Origin of the sequence: Acinetobacter lwoffii, from assembly GCF_024129715.1 — a bacterium.
In the GTDB taxonomy this organism is placed as follows: Bacteria; Pseudomonadota; Gammaproteobacteria; order Pseudomonadales; family Moraxellaceae; genus Acinetobacter; species Acinetobacter lwoffii_U.
In genome coordinates, this window is record NZ_JAMXXM010000002.1 from 78,376 (window position 1) to 97,381 (window position 19,006).

The window sequence follows — 19,006 nt, forward strand, 5'->3', positions numbered from 1 at the left end:
GCATTTTTAGCTTAAATCTTTCCTCTTTATGGCCAAACCTCTCTCCTCAGAAGGTTTGGTCTTTTTTATGCAGCTTTTAAAGCGGCTTGACTACAATAGGCTTAGGCAGATCGGCAATTTTTTGCTACCATTTGCGCTTTAAAATATTTGCGATTTCTTACTGCATATGACTTCATCTTATCAGCAACAACTTGAAGCCAAAATTGAACGCATCAGCGCTCAGTTTGCCGAATATCAACCACCTGCTTTAGAAGTATTCCAGTCTCCTGAAAAATATTTCCGCATGCGTGCTGAATTCCGGATCTGGCATACTGAAGATGATCTGTTTTATGCCATGTTCGAACGTGACGAGAACAACAATAAAAAAGTCATTCGTATTGATGAATTTCCAATTGCAGACCGCAGCATTAATGACTTGATGCCACAATTACTTGAAGCATTCAAGGCAGATGCCAATCTGGGTCATCGTCTATTTGAAGTCCATTTTCTGGCGACTTTAAGTGGCCAAGTCCTAGTTTCCCTGATTTATCACCGCAAGCTGGATGAAAGCTGGGAACCTGCAGCAAAAGCACTGGCGGAAAAACTGAATATTAAACTGATTGGCCGAAGCCGTGGCCAGAAATTCGTCCTGACTGATGAATATGTGGTGGAAGAACTGTCTGTTTTTGATCGTCACTATAAATATAAGCAGATCGAAAGCAGCTTCACCCAGCCCAATGCACAAGTTTGTCAAAAAATGCTGGAATGGGCATGTGATGCAGCGGAACAATCAGATAAAGATTTGCTGGAACTCTACTGTGGCAATGGGAACTTTACCCTGCCGCTTTCGACCAAATTCCGCCGTGTTTTGGCCACTGAATTAGCCAAATCTTCAGTTTATGCAGCTGAGTGGAATATTGAGCAGAACCAGATTGAAAATATTCAGGTTGCGCGTCTGTCTGCCGAAGAATTCACTCAAGCCTATAATGGCGAACGTGTTTTCCGTCGTTTGCAGGAAGCACAAATTGACATTTCGACTTATGATTTTGATACGGTATTTGTCGATCCACCGCGTGCTGGTATTGATGATGAAACGCTGAAACTGTTACAGCGTTTCCAGCGTATTATTTACATTTCTTGTAATCCAGATACCTTATATGACAATCTGAAACAGTTGTCTCAAACGCATAGAATCAGCAAGTTCGCCATGTTTGACCAGTTCCCGTATACACATCATGTTGAAACGGGTGTATTGTTGGAAAAAGTATAAAGAATTTGTTTCAATTTATTATATTGTTACAAAAATGGAGCTTTTTGAAGCTCCATTTTTTATACTATAAATCATGTATTTAATAATAAATATTGACTTGTACAGCAAGAAATATCGTTAGACCTTTAGGCTTCAATCGGAAATTTTCTAGCCTGACTGCTGCTTTTATCACATAGGTCCTATTGCTTTATTTATTTAATTGGCTATATTTCACTCTATGTTAGGTTGTTGTATGAAGGCTCTATGAGTTTTTGGCAAAAGTTGTTTTCTCATGAACAACACAATGAACACAAGAATCAAATTGCTTGTGTTGAAAATGATTGCTCTTGCAAGACAAATGAACAGCTTCTTGAAGCACTTTCTAAAGCTACTGATGAAGAAATCATCATCGGAATTAAAAAGGTTCTTGTATCTCGCGGCTATAGCCGCAAAGAACTGAATGAACTTCAGCACTTGCCATTGCAGTAATCGGCCAAGGTTACAGCCGTATAAAGAAAGCACTTGCGTAGTCAGGTGCTTTTTTTATGCTTGAAAGTTTAGTTTAAGGGTTTGGTCTTCTCTATTTCAGCATAGTTTATTAACTTCAACTTTAAAAGCTTCAGGGATCAGGCAGAAAATGTTGAATGACTTCCTTGATCCATGCTTGTGATTTTGCAGAAATTTTAGTACTTGCTTAGGCTATTTAAAACCTTTATCAGAAGAATATGTTCTAAATTCTGCTCTCTTCTAGCTCCTTTAAAACTTGGCTTAATAACTCTTCAATTCTGATCTGAAACTCAGGCAAGGCATCGATTAATTTAGCAAAACACAGTACACTTCCTATTAAACGACAATGCTTTTTTAAATGGCTTAATTCTGATATGCAACAGACTAAACGGTTTCCCATAGGCGCACATCTTATGGTTAAACATTTCGGTTATACCCATCATGGGATTTACGCCGGACGTGGTCGTGTCATTCATTATTCCGGCTTTGCGCATTTATTCAAGAAACGCCCGATTGAAATAACTTCTATTGAAAAATTCAGTCATGGCAAACCAATTCATATGCAACATTATGACTCGGCAAAATATAAAGGTCGTAAAGTGGTGCGCCGCATGCGGTCCAGAATGCATGAAAACAACTATCATCTGATTATTAATAATTGCGAACATTTGTGTACCTGGGCGATTACCGGTGTGGAAAGTAGCCCGCAAGTAATTTATATGATGAATCGCCTGACCACGATTGGTTATATCAGCTCGATGATGAGTTTTATGAACAGCATGTTCCTGACCCTGACCACGACCAGTTTCGCATTGGCGCTGTACATCAAGAAAAAACTCAGAGATAAAGCCAATCTGCGTTTGCAACAATACCGTGAATTGCAAGATCAGGCTAAAACCAAAGTGTCAGACCTGACCAATCTTAAACATCGTTAATTTAAAGCTCAGCCTGCCGATGATTTTTTGTGAGCAAGAAATTTTAAGTTCGTGTTTTACATTTTGATGATGTTGATAAGGAATCAAGTCAAATAGCCTTTTCTGGCTTGAATTGCCTCAGGTAGTGCTTTACCTAAAGAACTTAGGGTTTCCCGCTCGACCAGTCGCACAATTGAATCTAGCGGCAGATCGTTGTCCTGCAAGCCAAAGGGCTCTTCCAGTTCCGCACTGAGTTCATCCAGCCCGAGTAGCATATAGGCAATCAATCCAACCAGAATTGGTGTCCACAGGCCTAAATTTGCCTGCAAACTGAAAGGCAGGATAAAGCAAAAAGAATAAACCGCACGATGTAACAATACCGAATAAGAAAATGGTAATGGCGTGGACAAAATCCGGTCACAACCAGCCTGAATATCTCCCAAAGCCACAGTGTGCTGATTCAGGTTATTATAAATAATATCGCTGATCTTGCCCTGCTTATATTGCTGCACCAGCTCTTTTTGCATCTGTTCCAGCACCCATTGGGATGGATTGATTTGCATGGGCAATTGCTCAAATGACTTGGGTTCAAAACCGGCAGTGGCTTCATAAGCCTGAATACTGGGCGTTTGCTGTCTCAGCCGATCACGTAATAGATGGGTAAACAGCATCATGCGATATAGCAAAACTTCACGGATTTGATCATCTAGCACATGGCTGTCACGGCATAAATGACGCGTGGTTGCAATCAACGCACCCCAAAGCTTGCGCCCTTCCCACCAGCGATCATAGCAGGCCGTATTTCTAAAACTCAGAAAGATCGAAAGAATGACACCAAAAATGGTAAAGCCAATTGCCGGGACAGCAGGAAGGCTCACGAAATGCGCCTGACTCAAATACACTAGTAAAGCGGAAATAAAAACCACCAAAACCAATGCGGGCAGCACCTTGGGCAGAATCGTTCCCTGCCAGGCAAACAGTAAGCCCAAACTATTATTCTTATCACGCACAATCATGCAATTTTCCCTGCTGTATTGAAAAAGCCCAACCAGAGTTGGGCTTTTTACATTCTGACTTAAACCAGCTTATTTGCCTGGTTTAAAGCTGTCCTTAAGATCCAGAATACGGTTGAATACCGGTTTTTCGCTGGAATGATCATATTGATCAGCCACAAAATAGCCTTCACGCTCAAACTGGAAACGGTCTTCCGGTTGTGCTTGTGCCAAAGCAGGCTCAATCACGGCCTGAACTACCTTCAATGATTCAGGGTTCAGGTTTGCCAAGAAGTCATCGCCCACCTCAGGATCAGATTCAGTAAACAGACGGTCGTAAATACGCACTTCCGCAGGAACGCCTTTTGTCGCAGATACCCAGTGAATCACGCCTTTCACCTTACGACCTTCAGGATTTTTACCTAAAGTTTCAGGATCAATCGAACATTTCAGCTCAACCACTTCACCATTTTCATCTTTAATGACTTCGTCACATTTGATGACATAGGCATGACGTAAACGAACTTCACCTCCTGGAATCAGACGTTTAAAGCCTTTTGGTGGCTCTTCTTCAAAGTCTTTACGGTCAATATACAGCTCAGTCGTCAATGGAATAACGCGCTCGCCCATATCGACATTCGGATGACGTGAATGGGTCAGGTCCATATCGGCTGGCAAGTTGGTTAAAGTCACTTTTAATGGATTTAACACAGCCATACCACGAGCGGCAGTATTTTCCAGAGACTGGCGAATACAGTATTCCAGCATAGCTACATCGACAATACTTCCATCAACTTTCGATACACCGACACGTTGACAGAAATCACGTAGACCTTCAGGTGTGAAACCACGACGACGCATACCGACTACAGTTGGCATACGTGGGTCATCCCAGCCCTGAACATAGCTACCTTCCACCAGTTTACGTAATTTACGTTTCGAGGTGATGGTATAGTCCACATTCAAACGGCTCGATTCATACTGACGTGGCACGGATGGTGATTTAACTTTTGCCACTACCCAATCATAGAACGGACGATGATCCTGGAATTCCAGGGTACAGAGTGAATGCGTAATGCCTTCAATCGCATCAGACAATGGATGCGCATAGTCATACATTGGATAAATTTTCCATTTATCGCCAGTCTGATGGTGTTCAGAATGCAGGATACGATACAGAATCGGATCACGCATATGCACGTTCGGTGAAGTCATATCAATCTTGGCACGTAATACAGCCTGACCTTCTGCATATTCACCGCTGCGCATTTTCTCAAAACGCTCCAGGTTTTCTGCAACCGTTGCATCGCGTTGTGGCGAGTTCTTGCCTGGCTCAACGAAATTACCGCGGTTTAAACGGATCTCTTCAGGGCTTTGCAAATCCACATAGGCATCGCCCTGCTCAATCAGCTGAACTGCCCAGGTATAAAGTTGATCGAAATAGCTTGATGCATAACGCGGCTCGCCTTCCCATTGGAAACCCAGCCATTTCACATCATTGGCAATACCATCCACATATTCCTGCTCTTCGGCATCCGGGTTGGTATCGTCAAAACGCAGGTTACACACACCTTTAAATTCTTCAGCAATTCCGAAGTTCAAGCAAATTGCTTTCACATGGCCAATATGTAAATAGCCATTCGGCTCAGGCGGAAAACGCGTCACCACCTGTTGAGTACGACCAGCGGCTAAATCATCGGTAATGACCTGACGTACAAAGTCCAAGCCCGGTTGTTGTTCTTGCTGCTGCACTGAATCGACTGCATTGTTCTTTTGGGTCGGGTTCTCGGGCAGAGATGTCACAACATCATTTGGCTTCATGATCAATCATTCACTTCTAAAGTTAAAAAGGGATTAACGAATATTTAATCGCACAGGTTGTACGCATATTCATTATCAAAGTTCCTTAGTTTAACTAGAGGTGAATAATCTCTCAACCGCTAACTATGGTATTTGATTTCAATTCACCCATTTTAAAAAATGAAAATACGGCGAGTTGCCTGAAACTAAAATATCAGTGCTTGTACAAGCAGTAAAATCATTAATTTACGCCAATTCAAAATAGGGTACCTGATAGGGCAATATCTGAAATGCCTTGATAAATCAACGTATAAATAAGGTATTATTTTTATGCTTTTAACAAAGAAAATAATGTTTTTACTTGCCTTGTCGAATGTAGTTTGCTTATGCTTCACTCATTCAGAAAAAACCATGGCACTCGTCCATGATCAGGAGATTACACAATGAGTTTTCCTCAAGTCGAATTAAACACCAATAAAGGTCGTATTGTTCTAGAACTCAATGCTGAAAAAGCACCTAAAACCGTAGCTAACTTTTTAGAATACGTACGTGACGGTTTTTATGACGGCGTAATTTTCCACCGTGTTATTGATGGTTTCATGATCCAAGGCGGCGGCATGGATGAAAACTTCAAAGAAAAAGCAACACGTGATGCAATCGAAAACGAAGCAGACAACGGCTTGACCAATGACGAAGGTACGATTGCAATGGCGCGTACTCAGGCACCGCACTCTGCTTCTGCTCAGTTCTTCATTAACGTGAAAAACAACTCATTCCTTAACCACTCTGGCAAAACTGCTCAAGGTTGGGGTTATGCCGTATTTGGTAAAGTCGTTGAAGGTATGGACGTTGTGAACGAAATCAAAAACGTACGTACTGGCAACCGTGGCTACCACGCTGACGTTCCTCTAGAAAACGTAGTAATCGAATCTGCAAAAATCATTTCTGAATAAAAAACGTCCTCTCCGTTCTTTTATGAGTTTTAAAGCAACACTTTAAAACAGTGTAATGGAAAATCCCTCATATGAAGGAGGGATCTAGAGAGGAATAAAAGGAAAAGATTCGTGACCTATCTGTTTATCTCAGATTTACATTTGTCACCTGATCACCCTCGACTTGTTCGGGGGTTTTTAGATTTATTAACTGAATATCAAAATCAAAATACCCAATTGTATATTCTGGGTGACTGGTTCAATGCCTGGATTGGTGATGACTATACCTCTCCATGGCTGGACGAAATTGTCACTGCATTAAAACAGTTTACTCAGGCTGGGAATCAAGTCTATTTTCAGGCCGGCAACCGGGATTTTGTCTTAGGAAGTAAATTTTTAGCTCGATTTGGCGGGCAGCTTCTTCCCGAAATCGATCAGCTAATCATTGCCGGAACACATTTTCGCCTGGAACATGGCGATGCCCTATGTACCGATGACGTCTCCTATCAGCGTTTTAAAAAGATTATTCGTCATCCCTGGCTACTTGGCTTCTTAAGAAAAACCCCTCTCTCATTTCGAACCAGACTAGCCAACCGCTTTCGTCAACAAAGCCATCAGGCACAACAGTTTAAAAGCTATGAAGTGATGGACGTCAACCCACATGCAGTTGAGCTGGCATTACAGGATGTAGATGTACTAATCCATGGTCATACGCATCGCGCAGCCATTCATCAGTTAGCCCAGAAAAGAAGAATTGTACTAGGCGACTGGAAAGAAGACAGTGCAGAGATTCTGGAAATTCAGGAAGATCAAAGTTTTGATACCCTGAAACTAAAAAAGTGGCGATATTAATCAGCCACTTTTTACGATATTGATCTGCTTAACACAGACGATAAAGCTGGTTTACCCCAGTATAGAAACTTTTACCATCGAGATTGAACTGAAATTCCTCACCCGTTGGCAATTGAATCATTTTACCGACCTCAACCCAGATAAAACCGTCCATTGTATTTTGCTTGCGCTTTAATGGAACCAGTTTCACGTTAATTTCATTGCCATCAGCGGCAGTGGCAATATGCCATTCATTGATTTTGATCAAAATATTTACTCACACGATATGAGCTTTTTGTGACTATATGGAGAGAGATTAATAACAACCTAGTTTACATAATAGTTCTATGGTTAGTAGATCTTATTTGAGTTCAAATACTTGAACTAAAAAGTACATCACAATCAGCTTAAAATAATAATAGAAGCAAGAACAGTACTTGCTTGAAGTGCAGCCAGTGTAAGCTATTTATCCAGCAAAAGCAAAATTACATTGTAATGACAATAGAATGGGATTTTTAAGAACTTTTTTCATGCTTTGTTAATTATTAGGCTTTTGATTTTTATGATCTAAAATTCATTTTAACGTTACTTCATTTCCGTTGATAAACAAAACCTGTCTTTAAATACCTTAAAATCAATATTAGAGACATGAAACTCAGCCCGAGGTACAGCAAGTTCCACTCTCCCGTCTTTTGATAATTTAGGATCAAGAGAATAGCATTTAAGGCTACAAACAGTACGTGAATCATAAAAAAGGCTTGTTGCACTCGTCTAGTTTTTTGCTGACGTTGGTTCTCTAAGATGTTCTGCTGTTCTTGTAAAAATTGTTCTGCATCTTGAAGGTTCATTATGATTTTCTTATGGCTGAATGAATAGCTCATCTAAAGAATTTCCGGTTAAAAATAAACTAAAAATCTAAGCAAGCTATTCATTCAGAATCTCTTGTTGATTAATAACCGCTAGTCGGATTAATCACATTGATATCCTTTTTATATTTCCCCAATAGATCACGCAAGGAATTCATCAAAATACTGGTATCTACGCCCACTGCTACAAACTCAGTGCCAAGTTCGATATATTTTTGCGTCACTTCATGCTGGGTTGACAGAATTCCTGCAGCTTTGCCTGCAGAACGAATCCGCTGGATTGCATCAATTACAGCTTTTTGTACTTCAGGATGATTCGGATCACCTTGATAACCCATAGTGGCAGATAGATCAACGGCGCCAATAAACACGCCATCAATCCCGTCGATCTGAAGAATAGCATCCAGATTTTCAAGTCCTGTGACCGATTCAATCTGGATTAATAAACAGATTTCTTCATGTGCCGTCTGATAATAATTTGGAATGCTGTTCCAGCGGGTGGCACGTGCCAGTGCAGCACCAACGCCACGAATTCCTTCAGGCGGATAACGGACTGCCCTGACCATGAGTTCGGCCTGTTCCACGGTTTCTACCATCGGAATCAACAGCGTTTGTGCACCGATATCAAGGAGTTGCTTGATCAGTTGTACGCTACCAATGGGTGGTCGTACTACTGCTTGCGAGGGATAAGCAGCAATACTTTGCAGTTGCGACAAAGTCGTTCTCAAATCACTGGGTGCATGCTCACCATCAATCAGCAGCCAGTCATAACCTGCATTTGCCGCAATCTCGGTTCCATAGGCATCTGCCAATCCATAAGCCGATTTGCTGCTGGGTTTTCAGTTTGTGTTTAAAGTAATTGGTCACTTGCATCCGCTAACCTATTTGCATGTTGCTGGCGATGCCTCTTATTAAACGCTTCTCGCTTAAAAGTGCCAATAGACAAAAACTGGATTTTAATCTGATTTAACTCTAAGTTTTGCTTGAATCCAGCTCAAGATCATCTCAAAACAGGCTTTGCCTGATGCTTTTTTATTGTAATAATCAGGGGATGTGAAAAATGTATATATTTAAAACTTCTACTCGCTGTTTATTTAAAAAGATTGGAGTCCATTGATGGATTTACTCAAGATCACACAGACCCGCTATACCACTAAAGCCTATGATCCTAGCAAGAAAATCCCAGCAGAACAGTTTGAACGCTTGTTAGAAATTTTGCGTCTGGCACCCTCTTCGATCAATATTCAGCCTTGGCATTTTTTTATTGCCGATCATGATGCCGCCAAACAGCGCATTGCCAAAGCCTTGGTTGGTACTTATGCCTACAATGCACCCAAAGTTCTGGATTCTTCACATACCATTTTATTCTGCACCAAAGCCGACATTAATGAGTTGCATCTAGAAAACTTATTGAACCGCGATGATCTCAGTGGCCGTTTTAAAGATGAATCAGCCAAAGAAGGTCAGAAAAATACCCGTGCAGGTTATATTCATTATTATCGTAATGAAAAAGGTGATATTCAGCGTTGGGCTGAAAACCAGACCTTCATTGCACTCGGTCAAATGCTCTTGGCTGCCGGAATTGAAGGGGTTGATGCCACACCAATTGGCGGCTTTGACGGAGAGATGATTAGTGAAGAATTACAACTTGCAGAACAGGGTTTGATCCCTTCTGTATTGCTGACTTTAGGCTATCGCAGTGAAAATGATTTCAATGCCAAACTCCCTAAATCACGTCTTGCCGCTGAAGATATTTTCACCAAACTGTAAGGAATTTATGCTATAAAAGGGGTCAAGCGCCCCTTTCCATGTCAATTCGGGCCTATTTTTTGCTTTATTTAATTTACATCTAATAGAATAACAATAGAGGTCATCTATGTCGCTCCTTACATCCAAATCCCTGAAATTTGAATGCCATCATTGCGATAAAATTTATCTCCAGCACTATAAAGAGCAACAGCATCGTTATCCGCACTGTCCAGACTGCCAACAGTCCGGTTTATTGCTTGGACTGGCCGAAGCAGGTGACCTGCTCCGACATCCGATTGAATTTGCATCCTCTTATGTCAAGCAGACATTGCATAAGCTAGGCAAATCACACTAGTCAAGCCTAGCAGTAATCCTAAAGTACTTGCAGGTTTGAGCCGTTCTTTAAAGAATACCAGACCTGCTATCACACCAAATACCACCACCAGAATATTCATGCCAGCAAAGACGATCGCAGGTGAATCCTTAAGCAGCATATGGGCTTTGACATAGAAAGCAATATTGGCAAAATTCAGGAAACCCAATAACAGACCAGCGCCGATATTCTGCATCGAGCCCAAGCTTTTATATTTGATTAACAGATAGCCCATCGAAATGATCAGGGCACAAACAAACATTAGATTCAGCGCCACCGCGAATTGGAGGCCCAGACTGGTTGTATATTTCAACAATACATCAATCAGTGCATAACCGACCCAGACCAAGCCCAGATACAACATTCCCTGACTGCTCTGTCCTGTACTTTGTCGATGTGAAAACAGGATGCACAGCACTGCTCCAATACCTAAAGCGATCCCAAGTATTTTCAGCTGATTAAACTGTTCCTGAAAAATGAAATAGGCTGCAGCCAGTGACAAAACTACAGAAAGTCGCTGGGCAATTTCGGTTTTTAAAATTCCAGCCGTTTGCAAAGCCTTGGCCAAAAACAGAAATACGCTCGGAAGCAAAATACCCAGAGCCAGAATAAGCAACCAAGGCGTCTGAGACATTGAAATATGCTGAATATCAGGCTTAAACCAGAAAAAACACAAGAGACTAGCTGTCATATAGTTCCAGCTAATCATGTGTATCGGACTCAAGCCCTTATTTTTGGCGACTTTTAATAATATTGAGACCGCAACGCTGCATAGCGCTGCTGCGAAAATCAGTTCCATATGCTGCTCTTATTCTTGATATTTATGAGTCTACAAAAAAGCCCACATTTGCAGTGGGCTTTTTTTATAAATGATTCACTGGGAATTATTTATAGTGTGACACCATTTTCTCTAAAGAGATTGGGCGAATCTTGTCTGCATTGCCTGCAGTACCAAAAGCTTCGTAACGATCGATACAGATTTGCTTCATTGCATCTACAGTTGCGCTGAAGAATTTACGTGGATCGAATTCGCTTGGTTTTTCTGCCATCATACGACGCATTGCACCGGTAGATGCTAAACGCAAGTCAGTATCGATGTTAATCTTGCGCACGCCGTGTTTGATCGCTTCAACCAGCTGTTCAACCGGAACACCGTAAGTTTCCTTGATGTCGCCGCCATACTGGTTAATCACTGCCAACCATTCTTGTGGCACAGAGCTTGAACCGTGCATGACAAGATGTGTGTTTGGAAGTGCTGCGTGAATTTCTTTAATGCGGTCAATCGCAAGAATATCACCTGTAGGTGGACGCGTGAACTTGTACGCACCGTGTGAAGTACCTACTGCAATTGCAAGCGCATCAACATTGGTATCAGCAACGAAGCTACGCGCTTCTTCAACTGAAGTCAGGAGTTGAGAATGATCCAGTACGCCTTCTGCGCCTACGCCATCTTCTTCACCCGCCATACCTGTTTCAAGGCTACCCAAACAACCGATTTCACCTTCAACAGATACGCCACACGCATGTGCCATTTGAACTGTACGGCGAGTCACATCAACGTTATATTCATATGAAGTTGGTGTTTTACCGTCTTCACCCAGTGAACCGTCCATCATTACTGATGAAAAGCCTAACTGGATTGAACGTTGACAAATGTCAGGGCTGGTACCGTGGTCTTGATGCATTACCACTGGAATATGTGGCCATTCTTCAATTGCAGCCAAAATTAGGTGACGCAAGAACGGAGCGCCTGCATATTTACGCGCACCCGCAGATGCTTGTACGATAACAGGTGAATTGGTTGCATCTGCTGCAAGCATAATTGCACGCATTTGTTCTAAGTTGTTTACGTTAAATGCTGGTACGCCGTAAGCATGTTCGCCGGCGTGATCCAAGAGCTGGCGCAATGAAATAAGAGCCATAATATCCTCCCAGTGAATGCCACATATTCTACATGTTCAAAGGTTTCAATTCAGCAACAAATAACACTATTTAAAAAAAATCCCTGCATTTGCAGGGATTTTGTGTCACATCAACCGGATTAAGGTGCTACAGGCTCTGAAGTCGCAGCAACTGACTCGTCTGCAGTTGCTTCATCGGCTGGTGCATTGGCAACTTCAGCCGGGATATCGGTATTTTTTTCGTCTAGAATTGGCTGATCAATGGCATCAATGGCAGCTTGCTGTTCTGGAGTCACCGCCTGATCCGCCACTGCTGCCGAGCTTTCTGCTTCAGCTTCTGGTGTGCTTTCCTGTTTTGCACATGCAGTCAGTGCCAGAGAAGCTGCTAATAATACTGCGATAGTTAACTGTTTCTTCATCACGTATTCTCGTCATTTGGTGATTTAATTACTGCATCTTATGACAGATTTATTGCATTTTAATGACGAAGCCATGAAGGGTAAGTTTTCACTGTCAAAAAAATGACATAAAAAAAGCTGGCACTGGGCCAGCTTTTTAGCTTAGGACATGCAATTAAGCACGTTCTAATAGTACCGCAACTGCAGGAAGAGTTTTACCTTCAACGAATTCAAGGAATGCACCGCCACCCGTCGAGATATAACCAATTTTGTCAGCCACTTCATATTTATCAATCGCAGCAAGTGTGTCCCCACCACCCGCGATCGAGAAACCTTCCGATTCAGCAATTGCTAAAGATAAAGTTTTAGTCCCTTCACCGAATTGATCGACTTCAAATACGCCAACCGGGCCATTCCAAAGAATGGTTTTAGAGGTTTTCAGAATTTCTGCAAATGCTTTCGCAGTTTCCGGACCTACATCCAGAATCATGTCGTTGTCAGCAACATCGGCAACGTTTTTCACCGTTGCTTTCGCAGCAGCCAATGAACCCAGGAAATCCTCAAAGTTGATTTCAGAGGCATCTGCAACCACAACGTCAGTAGGAAGTGGCACTGATACTTTTGCAGCAATGGCTTTTGCTGTATCGATCAGGTCTTTTTCACACAGTGATTTACCAACGTTATAGCCTGCTGCAGCAAGGAAAGTATTGGCAATACCACCACCCACGATCAATTGATCACAGATATCAGAAAGTGAGGTTAAAACATCCAGCTTGGTAGAGACTTTAGAACCCGCAACAATCGCCACCATTGGCTTTTCTGGCGTTTGCAGTGCACGGCCAAGTGCATCCAGTTCAGCTGCCAGTAAAGGACCTGCTGCTGCAACTTTCGCTAAACGCGCTACGCCTTCAGTAGATGCTTCTGCACGGTGCGCTGTACCAAAGGCATCCATTACAAATACGTCGCAAAGTGCTGCATATTTTGCTGCAAGTTCAGGATTGTTTTTCTTCTCGCCGACGTTAAAACGGCAGTTTTCAAGCAGAACCACCTGACCTGGCTGAACATCAACGCCATCTAAATAGTCAGTGAACAGTTTCACTTCTTGGCCCAAAGCTTCAGTCAAGTAAGCCGCTACAGGAGCAAGTGACTGTTCAGCCTTAGGCTCACCTTCAACCGGACGACCCAGATGAGAATACACCATGACTGCAGCGCCTTTTTCTAATGCTGCTTTAATCGTTGGCAATGCTGCACGAAGACGCGCATCGCTGGTGATCACACCATTTTTAACAGGAACGTTTAAATCTTCACGGATCAGAACACGTTTACCTGCTAAATCGAGGTCAGTCATACGCTGAAAGTTCATGTAGAGCTCACTTTATAGATATTAAAACCAGGCGATTTTAAATGATTATGCAGAAAAAGGTTAGCATCTTTTGCAGAAAACATTATGAATGCCAAAGTTTTGTTATGATAGAAAAAAGCCTCTTTTAGATTCAGTCCCTATGTCGATACATCCTGATCCAAATCTTAACCGTTTGAACGTGTTAGGTGAGCCTTTGTCCAGCTGTTGCTTCGATCCGATTACCGGTTATTTCCGCAATGGCTTTTGCCATACTGCGACCACTGATCTGGGCCAGCACACGGTTTGCGCGCAAATGACTTCAGAATTTCTGAATTTTTCTCAAAAAGTCGGTAATGACCTGATTACGCCTTTGCCTGAACTGGATTTCCCCGGCCTGCAACCTGGCGATTTCTGGTGTATCTGCGTAACGCGCTGGGTCGAAGCCTATGAAGCAGGTCAAGCACCTCCAATCAAGCTGCAAGCCTGTCACAAAGCTGTTCTGGCTTATGTGCCGTTAAATATTCTTGAGGAATATGCTGTCTAATGAATTCTGTACAGATTATTTTGGCATCATCCAGTCAAACCCGCAAAGCGCTGATGGATCGTCTGCATATTGATTATATTTCCATGGTACCGGATATTGATGAATCTCCTCGCGGGGAAAATCACGCAGATGATCTGGCACAACGACTAGCTTTCGAGAAAGCCAGATATATTGCCGAACAGAATCCTGAAGCGATTGTGATCGGCTCGGATCAGGTGGCATGGCGTGAAGGTGCACCGGATATTTTTATCGGTAAACCGTTAACGACTGAAAAAGCCATTCGCCAGCTCCAAGCTAACTCGGACAAGATTGTCTATTTCAGTACGGCGCTCAGTGTACAGCAACAATCGACGGGTTTTGAACAAAGTCTGGTCGAACACTATAAAGTCAAGTTTCGTAAACTTTCTCAGGCCGAAATCGAGCGCTATGTCGAGATTGAACAGCCACTGCATTGTGCTGGCAGTTTCAAATGTGAAAGCTTAGGAATTAGCCTGTTTGAAGAAATGACCGGGCAAGACCAGACCACACTGATGGGTATGCCGATGATCAAGCTATGCAATATTCTTCGTGAATTAAAAATTTTAGTTCCTTAATCTCTCTCTTTAAATTCAGGCTGTAATCTATGTCTCAACCTTTAGACGTTTTAGGCGGCATCACCGCTGAACAATTCCTTAGCGAATACTGGCAAAAGAAACCATTACTGGTGCGTAATGCGATGCCTGAAATCGCCAGTTTGCTTGAACCCAATGATGTGATGGAACTTGCGCTTGAAGAACATGTCACTGCCCGTCTCATCAAGCAGAAAGATCGTGATCCGAATCAATGGAGCGTGAAATCTTCACCTTTGCTCAAAGCAGATTTTCAGAAAATGCCAAAACTCTGGACACTTTTGGTTCAGGCTGTAGATCACTATTCATTTGACCTGTCGGCACTTTGGAAAAAATTCCCATTTATTCCACAATGGCGTCGCGATGACATCATGGTGTCTTATGCACCGCAAGGCGGTTCAGTCGGCAAGCATTTCGATTTCTATGATGTGTTTCTGGTACAAGGCTATGGCCATCGTCGCTGGCAGCTTGGGCAAATGTGTGATACCGAAACTCCATTTGTTCCGGGTCAACCGCTTAAATTATTGCCTGAAATAGAAGTGGACTTTGATGAAGTGCTGGCACCTGGCGACTTGCTCTATGTGCCGCCTGGTCTGGCTCATTACGGCGTGGCTGAAGATGACTGCCTGACTTATTCATTCGGTTTCCGCATGCCAAATATCAGTGACATGATGGATCGTGTCGGGGATAAATTCTCTGAAAATGAAACGCTGCGTAACCCATTGCTGGATATCATCCGTGATCAAGTCGGTGCTATCGGTGAAGTGAGCAGCAATGAGCTGGAATATCTGAAAGAACACATCATGCAGCAACTGCATAATTCCAATGTTCTCGAAGATGCCATCATGAGCTTGATGTCCGAACCTAAATATCCTGAAAACCTGCCTGAAGCAGAAGAAATCGGTACAGGTGATCTGGAAGAAGCACTCGATCAGGGCTATAGCCTGATGCTCGAACCTGCGTCACGCCTGCTTTATACTGAAACGGACGGCGACGTTCTGTTCTGGGCAAATGGTGAGGGTGTGTGCATCTCTGAGACATTTACCGCAAAACTCAAACAGCTTGCAGATGGTGAAGCGCTGTTATTCAGTGAAGACTTCGCTGATGAAGAAATTCTGGAAGATGTTGCAGCATTATTGAATGAAGCCGTGTTGATGTTGGTTCCACCTGCTGACGACGAGTAAGCGTTTAACGACTCGTTAAGCGATAATAAAAAGAGGATCACATGATCCTCTTTTTATTTTCTACTAAAATTCTAGTTACTTAAGGCTGATACAGCTCTAATACAACACGAATCAGCGTATCTCCTTGTTCAGATTCAATCTGGAACAATCCTCCCATGCGCTCAACCCGCATTTTCATGCTGCGCATTCCAATACTCAGGCCATTTTTTTGCACCATGTCAGCATCGAAACCGATGCCATTATCCTGAATGCTTAAAGTAAGCTGATGTGGCTGGGAATATTCCAGACTGACTTTTACCTGACTGGCCTGACTATGCTTAATGATATTGGTCAGACTTTCTTCGACTACTCGGATCAAGGTCAAACACTGTAATGCCGTCGGTTCACGCTGCCAGACTTTTGGAAATGACCATTCAACTACAATCCCCATTTCTTCCATCAGCTGGGTAAAACGATAACGTACCGGTGCGATCCAGAGTACCGGCGTTTGTGGGACTTTATTTTCAATAGATGAACCACTGTCAATGATTTGTCTGAGATCATCTCTGAGCAGTTTCAGCATGGAAAGAAACTGCTGTTTAGAAACTGTTTCGCTACTTTGATCCACCAGAATCATGGAACGGACAATAGACCCTCCCAACCCGTCATGCAGTTCATGTGACAGATTAATCCGTTCTTGCAGACGAACATTCGTCAGCTCCAGTTGATGTTTATCGCTCAGGCTTTTATTCAGGTCGGCACTGACCTGCTGAACTTTACGTTCTAACTGGGTATTAAATTTTTCGATTTTCCTGACATTACGATTCAAGCGTGTGCCCATAATCAGCACGACAAACAGGGTAATAATCGGTGAGGTATAGGGGGATAAAGGTGAAAATTCATTGACCTGGGTTTGGTTCAACATGATCAGGTCGATGACTACACACAGCAAAATCCCCCAGAGACACAGCGTCAGGAAAAGATATTCTCCATTTCGGGTTTTGATGGCCTGATAGCTGACATATACAGTACAACTAATAAAGAGCAATACATAGATGATAAACACTCCGCCCAGTACCTGCTCCAGATAATCCAAGGAACTGATCATAACCAGTAAGCTGGACAGAACGCTGACCAGAATAAATCCTCGCTCCAACTGCTTAAATTTCTGTTTTACAAAGCGGATCAGATACAGACAAAAACAATGGATATAGGCAATAAAAAAAAGCATATTGGCTTTAGCTGCCGAAATCGTGGAGTGAAATGGAAAATTTTCTGTAGTCAAGACATTGGAAATAAACAGAATCCACAACAGTGAACTGAGTGCCAGCCAGCCAAAAGTGGTTTCTGAACGCCGGAATAACCAGATAATGAAACAGATCAGCCCAATCGTGGCAGAGAAAATCATATTGATCTGGAATACGGTACGGCGATCCCAGATTTTTTCCAAATACTGCTGGCTATTCACCAACACATTATTAAACTGAATATTGCCCAGGCCCGCGCTTTGGAAACTGTAGCCATTTACATAAATCAGGATTTCATTACTGTCTTTACGCAAACCGCTAATCGGGAAAACCCAGTAACGCGGCATATTCCAGCTTTTCGACAAGGGCTCTTGCAAGTTCCGGTCAGACCAAAGCAAGTCACCATTCAGGAACACGGCACCTGCCGAATTAATATAATCAATAGAAAAGGCAACCGGTTCTGCAAGACGAATATTGTCCTGACATGACCAACGCCAGACAATCTTGTACCAGGCACCCCCATGATAATTCTTCCAGTTATTCTGCCAGTTATCCGGCAAACGTACGCTTTGCCAGCCCGATGTCGGCATCTCGGTAGGACCCTGAGCCTGAACCTTCTGAATATATTCGATCTTCACCTGACAAAGATCATTAATCTGAAAATGGTTTTGTGCCTGACTGATACTACAGAACAAGCAAAGCCAGCTGCACAGGACAAAAACACCGATCCATTTCAGTCGCTGCCGTTTGCTGCTTCTGGAACAGGCAGATGACATTACAGAATTCCCAGATGCCGTGCGGTACTGACCGCCTTGGTACGTTTACTGACCGAGAGTTTGCGGTAAATATGCTTGATATGACTTTCGACGGTATAGCGTGATACACAGAGCTGCTCGGCAATTTCACGATTACTCAGACCTTGCGCAACCAAGGACAGGATTTCCTGCTCCCGCTGTGTGAGCGTTTCCTGATCCGCAGCTGGCCTGTTCTGTTCTACTGTTCCTGAAATGGTGGGAATAGAAATCTGTTTTAAAATTTCACGGGCAACAAAGGGATCAATCGGTGCACCGCCACGCAAAATACTGCGAATAGCCAAGGCGACTTCAACATCATCCCGTTCTTTCAGCACATAACCGGTCGCACCGGCCTGAATTGCCCTAAACAGGCTATCTTGGGTACTCCAGGCAGACACCACCAGAATCAACGCTTGTGCGTCCTGTTCGCGGATTTTTTCAATAATTGAAATCCCACTTCCATCTGGTAAACCCAAATCTACTAAGGCCAGTGCAATCGGCTGTTGCTGCAAAACGGCATATGCTTCTTTCACCGTATTGGCAAATAACAGAACGTCATCCTGATAACCTAGATTGCTTAATATGATTTTTAAACGGCGCTGGATGACATATTCATCTTCAACGATTAATACTGGTACTGGCAAGACTGCCTCCGATGCTGTCATAAGCACGCCCCTTATATTTATTTTTATATATCCCCTTTAAGATTAAAATATAAACAAAATCACACTAAAAATCATGATTTATTTATTTTTTATTATCTGAAGTTTTAAGCAGCGAGAAACGCTTACGCCCGTTTTCCATATCATAGACATAA

The 19,006-nt window shown here is 42.7% G+C and carries 19 protein-coding genes and 1 pseudogene; 10 read left to right on the top strand and 10 right to left on the bottom strand.

Annotated elements, in window-relative coordinates; all coding sequences use genetic code 11:
- The first annotated feature begins 166 nt into the window (after positions 1-166).
- From trmA to NI462_RS02135, 3 genes are all read left to right on the top strand, one after another.
- Positions 167-1,249 (top strand): tRNA (uridine(54)-C5)-methyltransferase TrmA, encoded by a 1,083-nt coding sequence (gene trmA / locus NI462_RS02125; protein WP_004646753.1) that lies wholly within the window; start codon positions 167-169, stop codon positions 1,247-1,249.
- A gap of 243 nt (positions 1,250-1,492) precedes the next feature.
- Entirely contained in the window at positions 1,493-1,717 is a 225-nt protein-coding gene (locus NI462_RS02130; RefSeq protein WP_004279838.1) for a hypothetical protein, read from the top strand.
- Between the two features lie 392 nt (positions 1,718-2,109).
- Positions 2,110-2,670: a lecithin retinol acyltransferase family protein gene (locus NI462_RS02135; protein ID WP_026055785.1), complete on the top strand. Its 561-nt coding sequence runs from the start codon at positions 2,110-2,112 to the stop codon at positions 2,668-2,670.
- An 83-nt stretch (positions 2,671-2,753) separates the two neighbouring features.
- Here the strand turns inward: NI462_RS02135 and NI462_RS02140 are convergent, their stop codons facing one another.
- Both NI462_RS02140 and NI462_RS02145 read right to left on the bottom strand, forming a co-directional pair.
- Positions 2,754-3,665 (bottom strand): bestrophin family protein, encoded by a 912-nt coding sequence (locus NI462_RS02140; RefSeq protein ID WP_004646751.1) that lies wholly within the window; start codon positions 3,663-3,665, stop codon positions 2,754-2,756.
- A 69-nt stretch (positions 3,666-3,734) separates the two neighbouring features.
- Positions 3,735-5,462 carry a glutamine--tRNA ligase/YqeY domain fusion protein gene (locus NI462_RS02145; RefSeq protein ID WP_004279842.1) on the bottom strand — a complete coding sequence of 576 codons (1,728 nt, stop codon included), beginning with the start codon at positions 5,460-5,462 and terminating at the stop codon, positions 3,735-3,737.
- Between the two features lie 422 nt (positions 5,463-5,884).
- Between NI462_RS02145 and NI462_RS02150 the strand changes: the two genes are divergently transcribed.
- Both NI462_RS02150 and NI462_RS02155 read left to right on the top strand, forming a co-directional pair.
- Positions 5,885-6,394, top strand: coding sequence for a peptidylprolyl isomerase (locus NI462_RS02150; RefSeq protein WP_004279844.1), 510 nt, complete (start codon positions 5,885-5,887; stop codon positions 6,392-6,394).
- 111 nt (positions 6,395-6,505) lie between these two features.
- The gene (locus tag NI462_RS02155; protein ID WP_004646748.1) at positions 6,506-7,225 is read left to right on the top strand and encodes a UDP-2,3-diacylglucosamine diphosphatase; all 720 of its coding nucleotides are present in this window, start codon (positions 6,506-6,508) and stop codon (positions 7,223-7,225) included.
- Between the two features lie 28 nt (positions 7,226-7,253).
- Here the strand turns inward: NI462_RS02155 and NI462_RS02160 are convergent, their stop codons facing one another.
- The gene (locus NI462_RS02160; protein ID WP_004279847.1) at positions 7,254-7,472 is read right to left on the bottom strand and encodes a hypothetical protein; all 219 of its coding nucleotides are present in this window, start codon (positions 7,470-7,472) and stop codon (positions 7,254-7,256) included.
- Positions 7,473-8,153: 681 nt separating this feature from the next.
- Positions 8,154-8,943, bottom strand: a pseudogene (gene hpaI / locus NI462_RS02165) (4-hydroxy-2-oxoheptanedioate aldolase).
- Between the two features lie 243 nt (positions 8,944-9,186).
- Here hpaI and nfsB point away from each other — a divergent pair.
- Positions 9,187-9,840, top strand: a complete 654-nt coding sequence (gene nfsB / locus NI462_RS02170) for an oxygen-insensitive NAD(P)H nitroreductase (protein WP_004646745.1) — start codon at positions 9,187-9,189, stop codon at positions 9,838-9,840.
- A 106-nt stretch (positions 9,841-9,946) separates the two neighbouring features.
- Positions 9,947-10,174 (top strand): hypothetical protein, encoded by a 228-nt coding sequence (locus tag NI462_RS02175; protein ID WP_004646744.1) that lies wholly within the window; start codon positions 9,947-9,949, stop codon positions 10,172-10,174.
- Here NI462_RS02175 and NI462_RS02180 read toward each other — a convergent pair.
- The 4 genes from NI462_RS02180 to NI462_RS02195 form a co-directional block, all read right to left on the bottom strand.
- Positions 10,137-10,991: an EamA family transporter gene (locus NI462_RS02180; protein ID WP_004646742.1), complete on the bottom strand. Its 855-nt coding sequence runs from the start codon at positions 10,989-10,991 to the stop codon at positions 10,137-10,139. The genes NI462_RS02175 and NI462_RS02180 overlap by 38 nt on opposite strands.
- 85 nt (positions 10,992-11,076) lie before the next feature.
- Positions 11,077-12,114 carry a class II fructose-bisphosphate aldolase gene (gene fba, locus NI462_RS02185; RefSeq protein WP_004279853.1) on the bottom strand — a complete coding sequence of 346 codons (1,038 nt, stop codon included), beginning with the start codon at positions 12,112-12,114 and terminating at the stop codon, positions 11,077-11,079.
- A gap of 119 nt (positions 12,115-12,233) precedes the next feature.
- Positions 12,234-12,512, bottom strand: coding sequence for a hypothetical protein (locus tag NI462_RS02190; protein WP_004646741.1), 279 nt, complete (start codon positions 12,510-12,512; stop codon positions 12,234-12,236).
- A gap of 154 nt (positions 12,513-12,666) precedes the next feature.
- Positions 12,667-13,854: a phosphoglycerate kinase gene (locus tag NI462_RS02195; protein WP_004646740.1), complete on the bottom strand. Its 1,188-nt coding sequence runs from the start codon at positions 13,852-13,854 to the stop codon at positions 12,667-12,669.
- A 139-nt stretch (positions 13,855-13,993) separates the two neighbouring features.
- Here NI462_RS02195 and NI462_RS02200 point away from each other — a divergent pair, with 139 nt between their 5' ends.
- Genes NI462_RS02200 through NI462_RS02210 form a run of 3 tightly spaced genes read left to right on the top strand, consistent with a single transcriptional unit; the run spans position 13,994 to position 16,169 of the window.
- On the top strand, positions 13,994-14,377 hold the full coding sequence (locus NI462_RS02200; RefSeq protein ID WP_004279857.1) for a DUF2237 family protein: 384 nt from the start codon (positions 13,994-13,996) through the stop codon (positions 14,375-14,377).
- A complete protein-coding gene (locus tag NI462_RS02205; protein WP_004646739.1) occupies positions 14,377-14,970 on the top strand; it encodes a Maf family protein in 594 nt (197 codons plus the stop codon). Before NI462_RS02200 ends, NI462_RS02205 begins: the two co-directional genes overlap by 1 nt.
- Positions 14,971-14,999: 29 nt before the next feature.
- Positions 15,000-16,169, top strand: a complete 1,170-nt coding sequence (locus NI462_RS02210) for a ribosomal protein uL16 3-hydroxylase (protein WP_004646738.1) — start codon at positions 15,000-15,002, stop codon at positions 16,167-16,169.
- Between the two features lie 79 nt (positions 16,170-16,248).
- Here NI462_RS02210 and NI462_RS02215 read toward each other — a convergent pair whose 3' ends face one another.
- Positions 16,249-18,171, bottom strand: coding sequence for a sensor histidine kinase (locus NI462_RS02215; protein ID WP_004646735.1), 1,923 nt, complete (start codon positions 18,169-18,171; stop codon positions 16,249-16,251).
- Complete coding sequence (locus NI462_RS02220; RefSeq protein WP_004646734.1) at positions 18,171-18,854, bottom strand: response regulator; 684 nt, start codon at positions 18,852-18,854, stop codon at positions 18,171-18,173. The genes NI462_RS02215 and NI462_RS02220 overlap by 1 nt, the downstream gene beginning before the upstream one ends.
- Positions 18,855-19,006 lie beyond the last annotated feature (152 nt).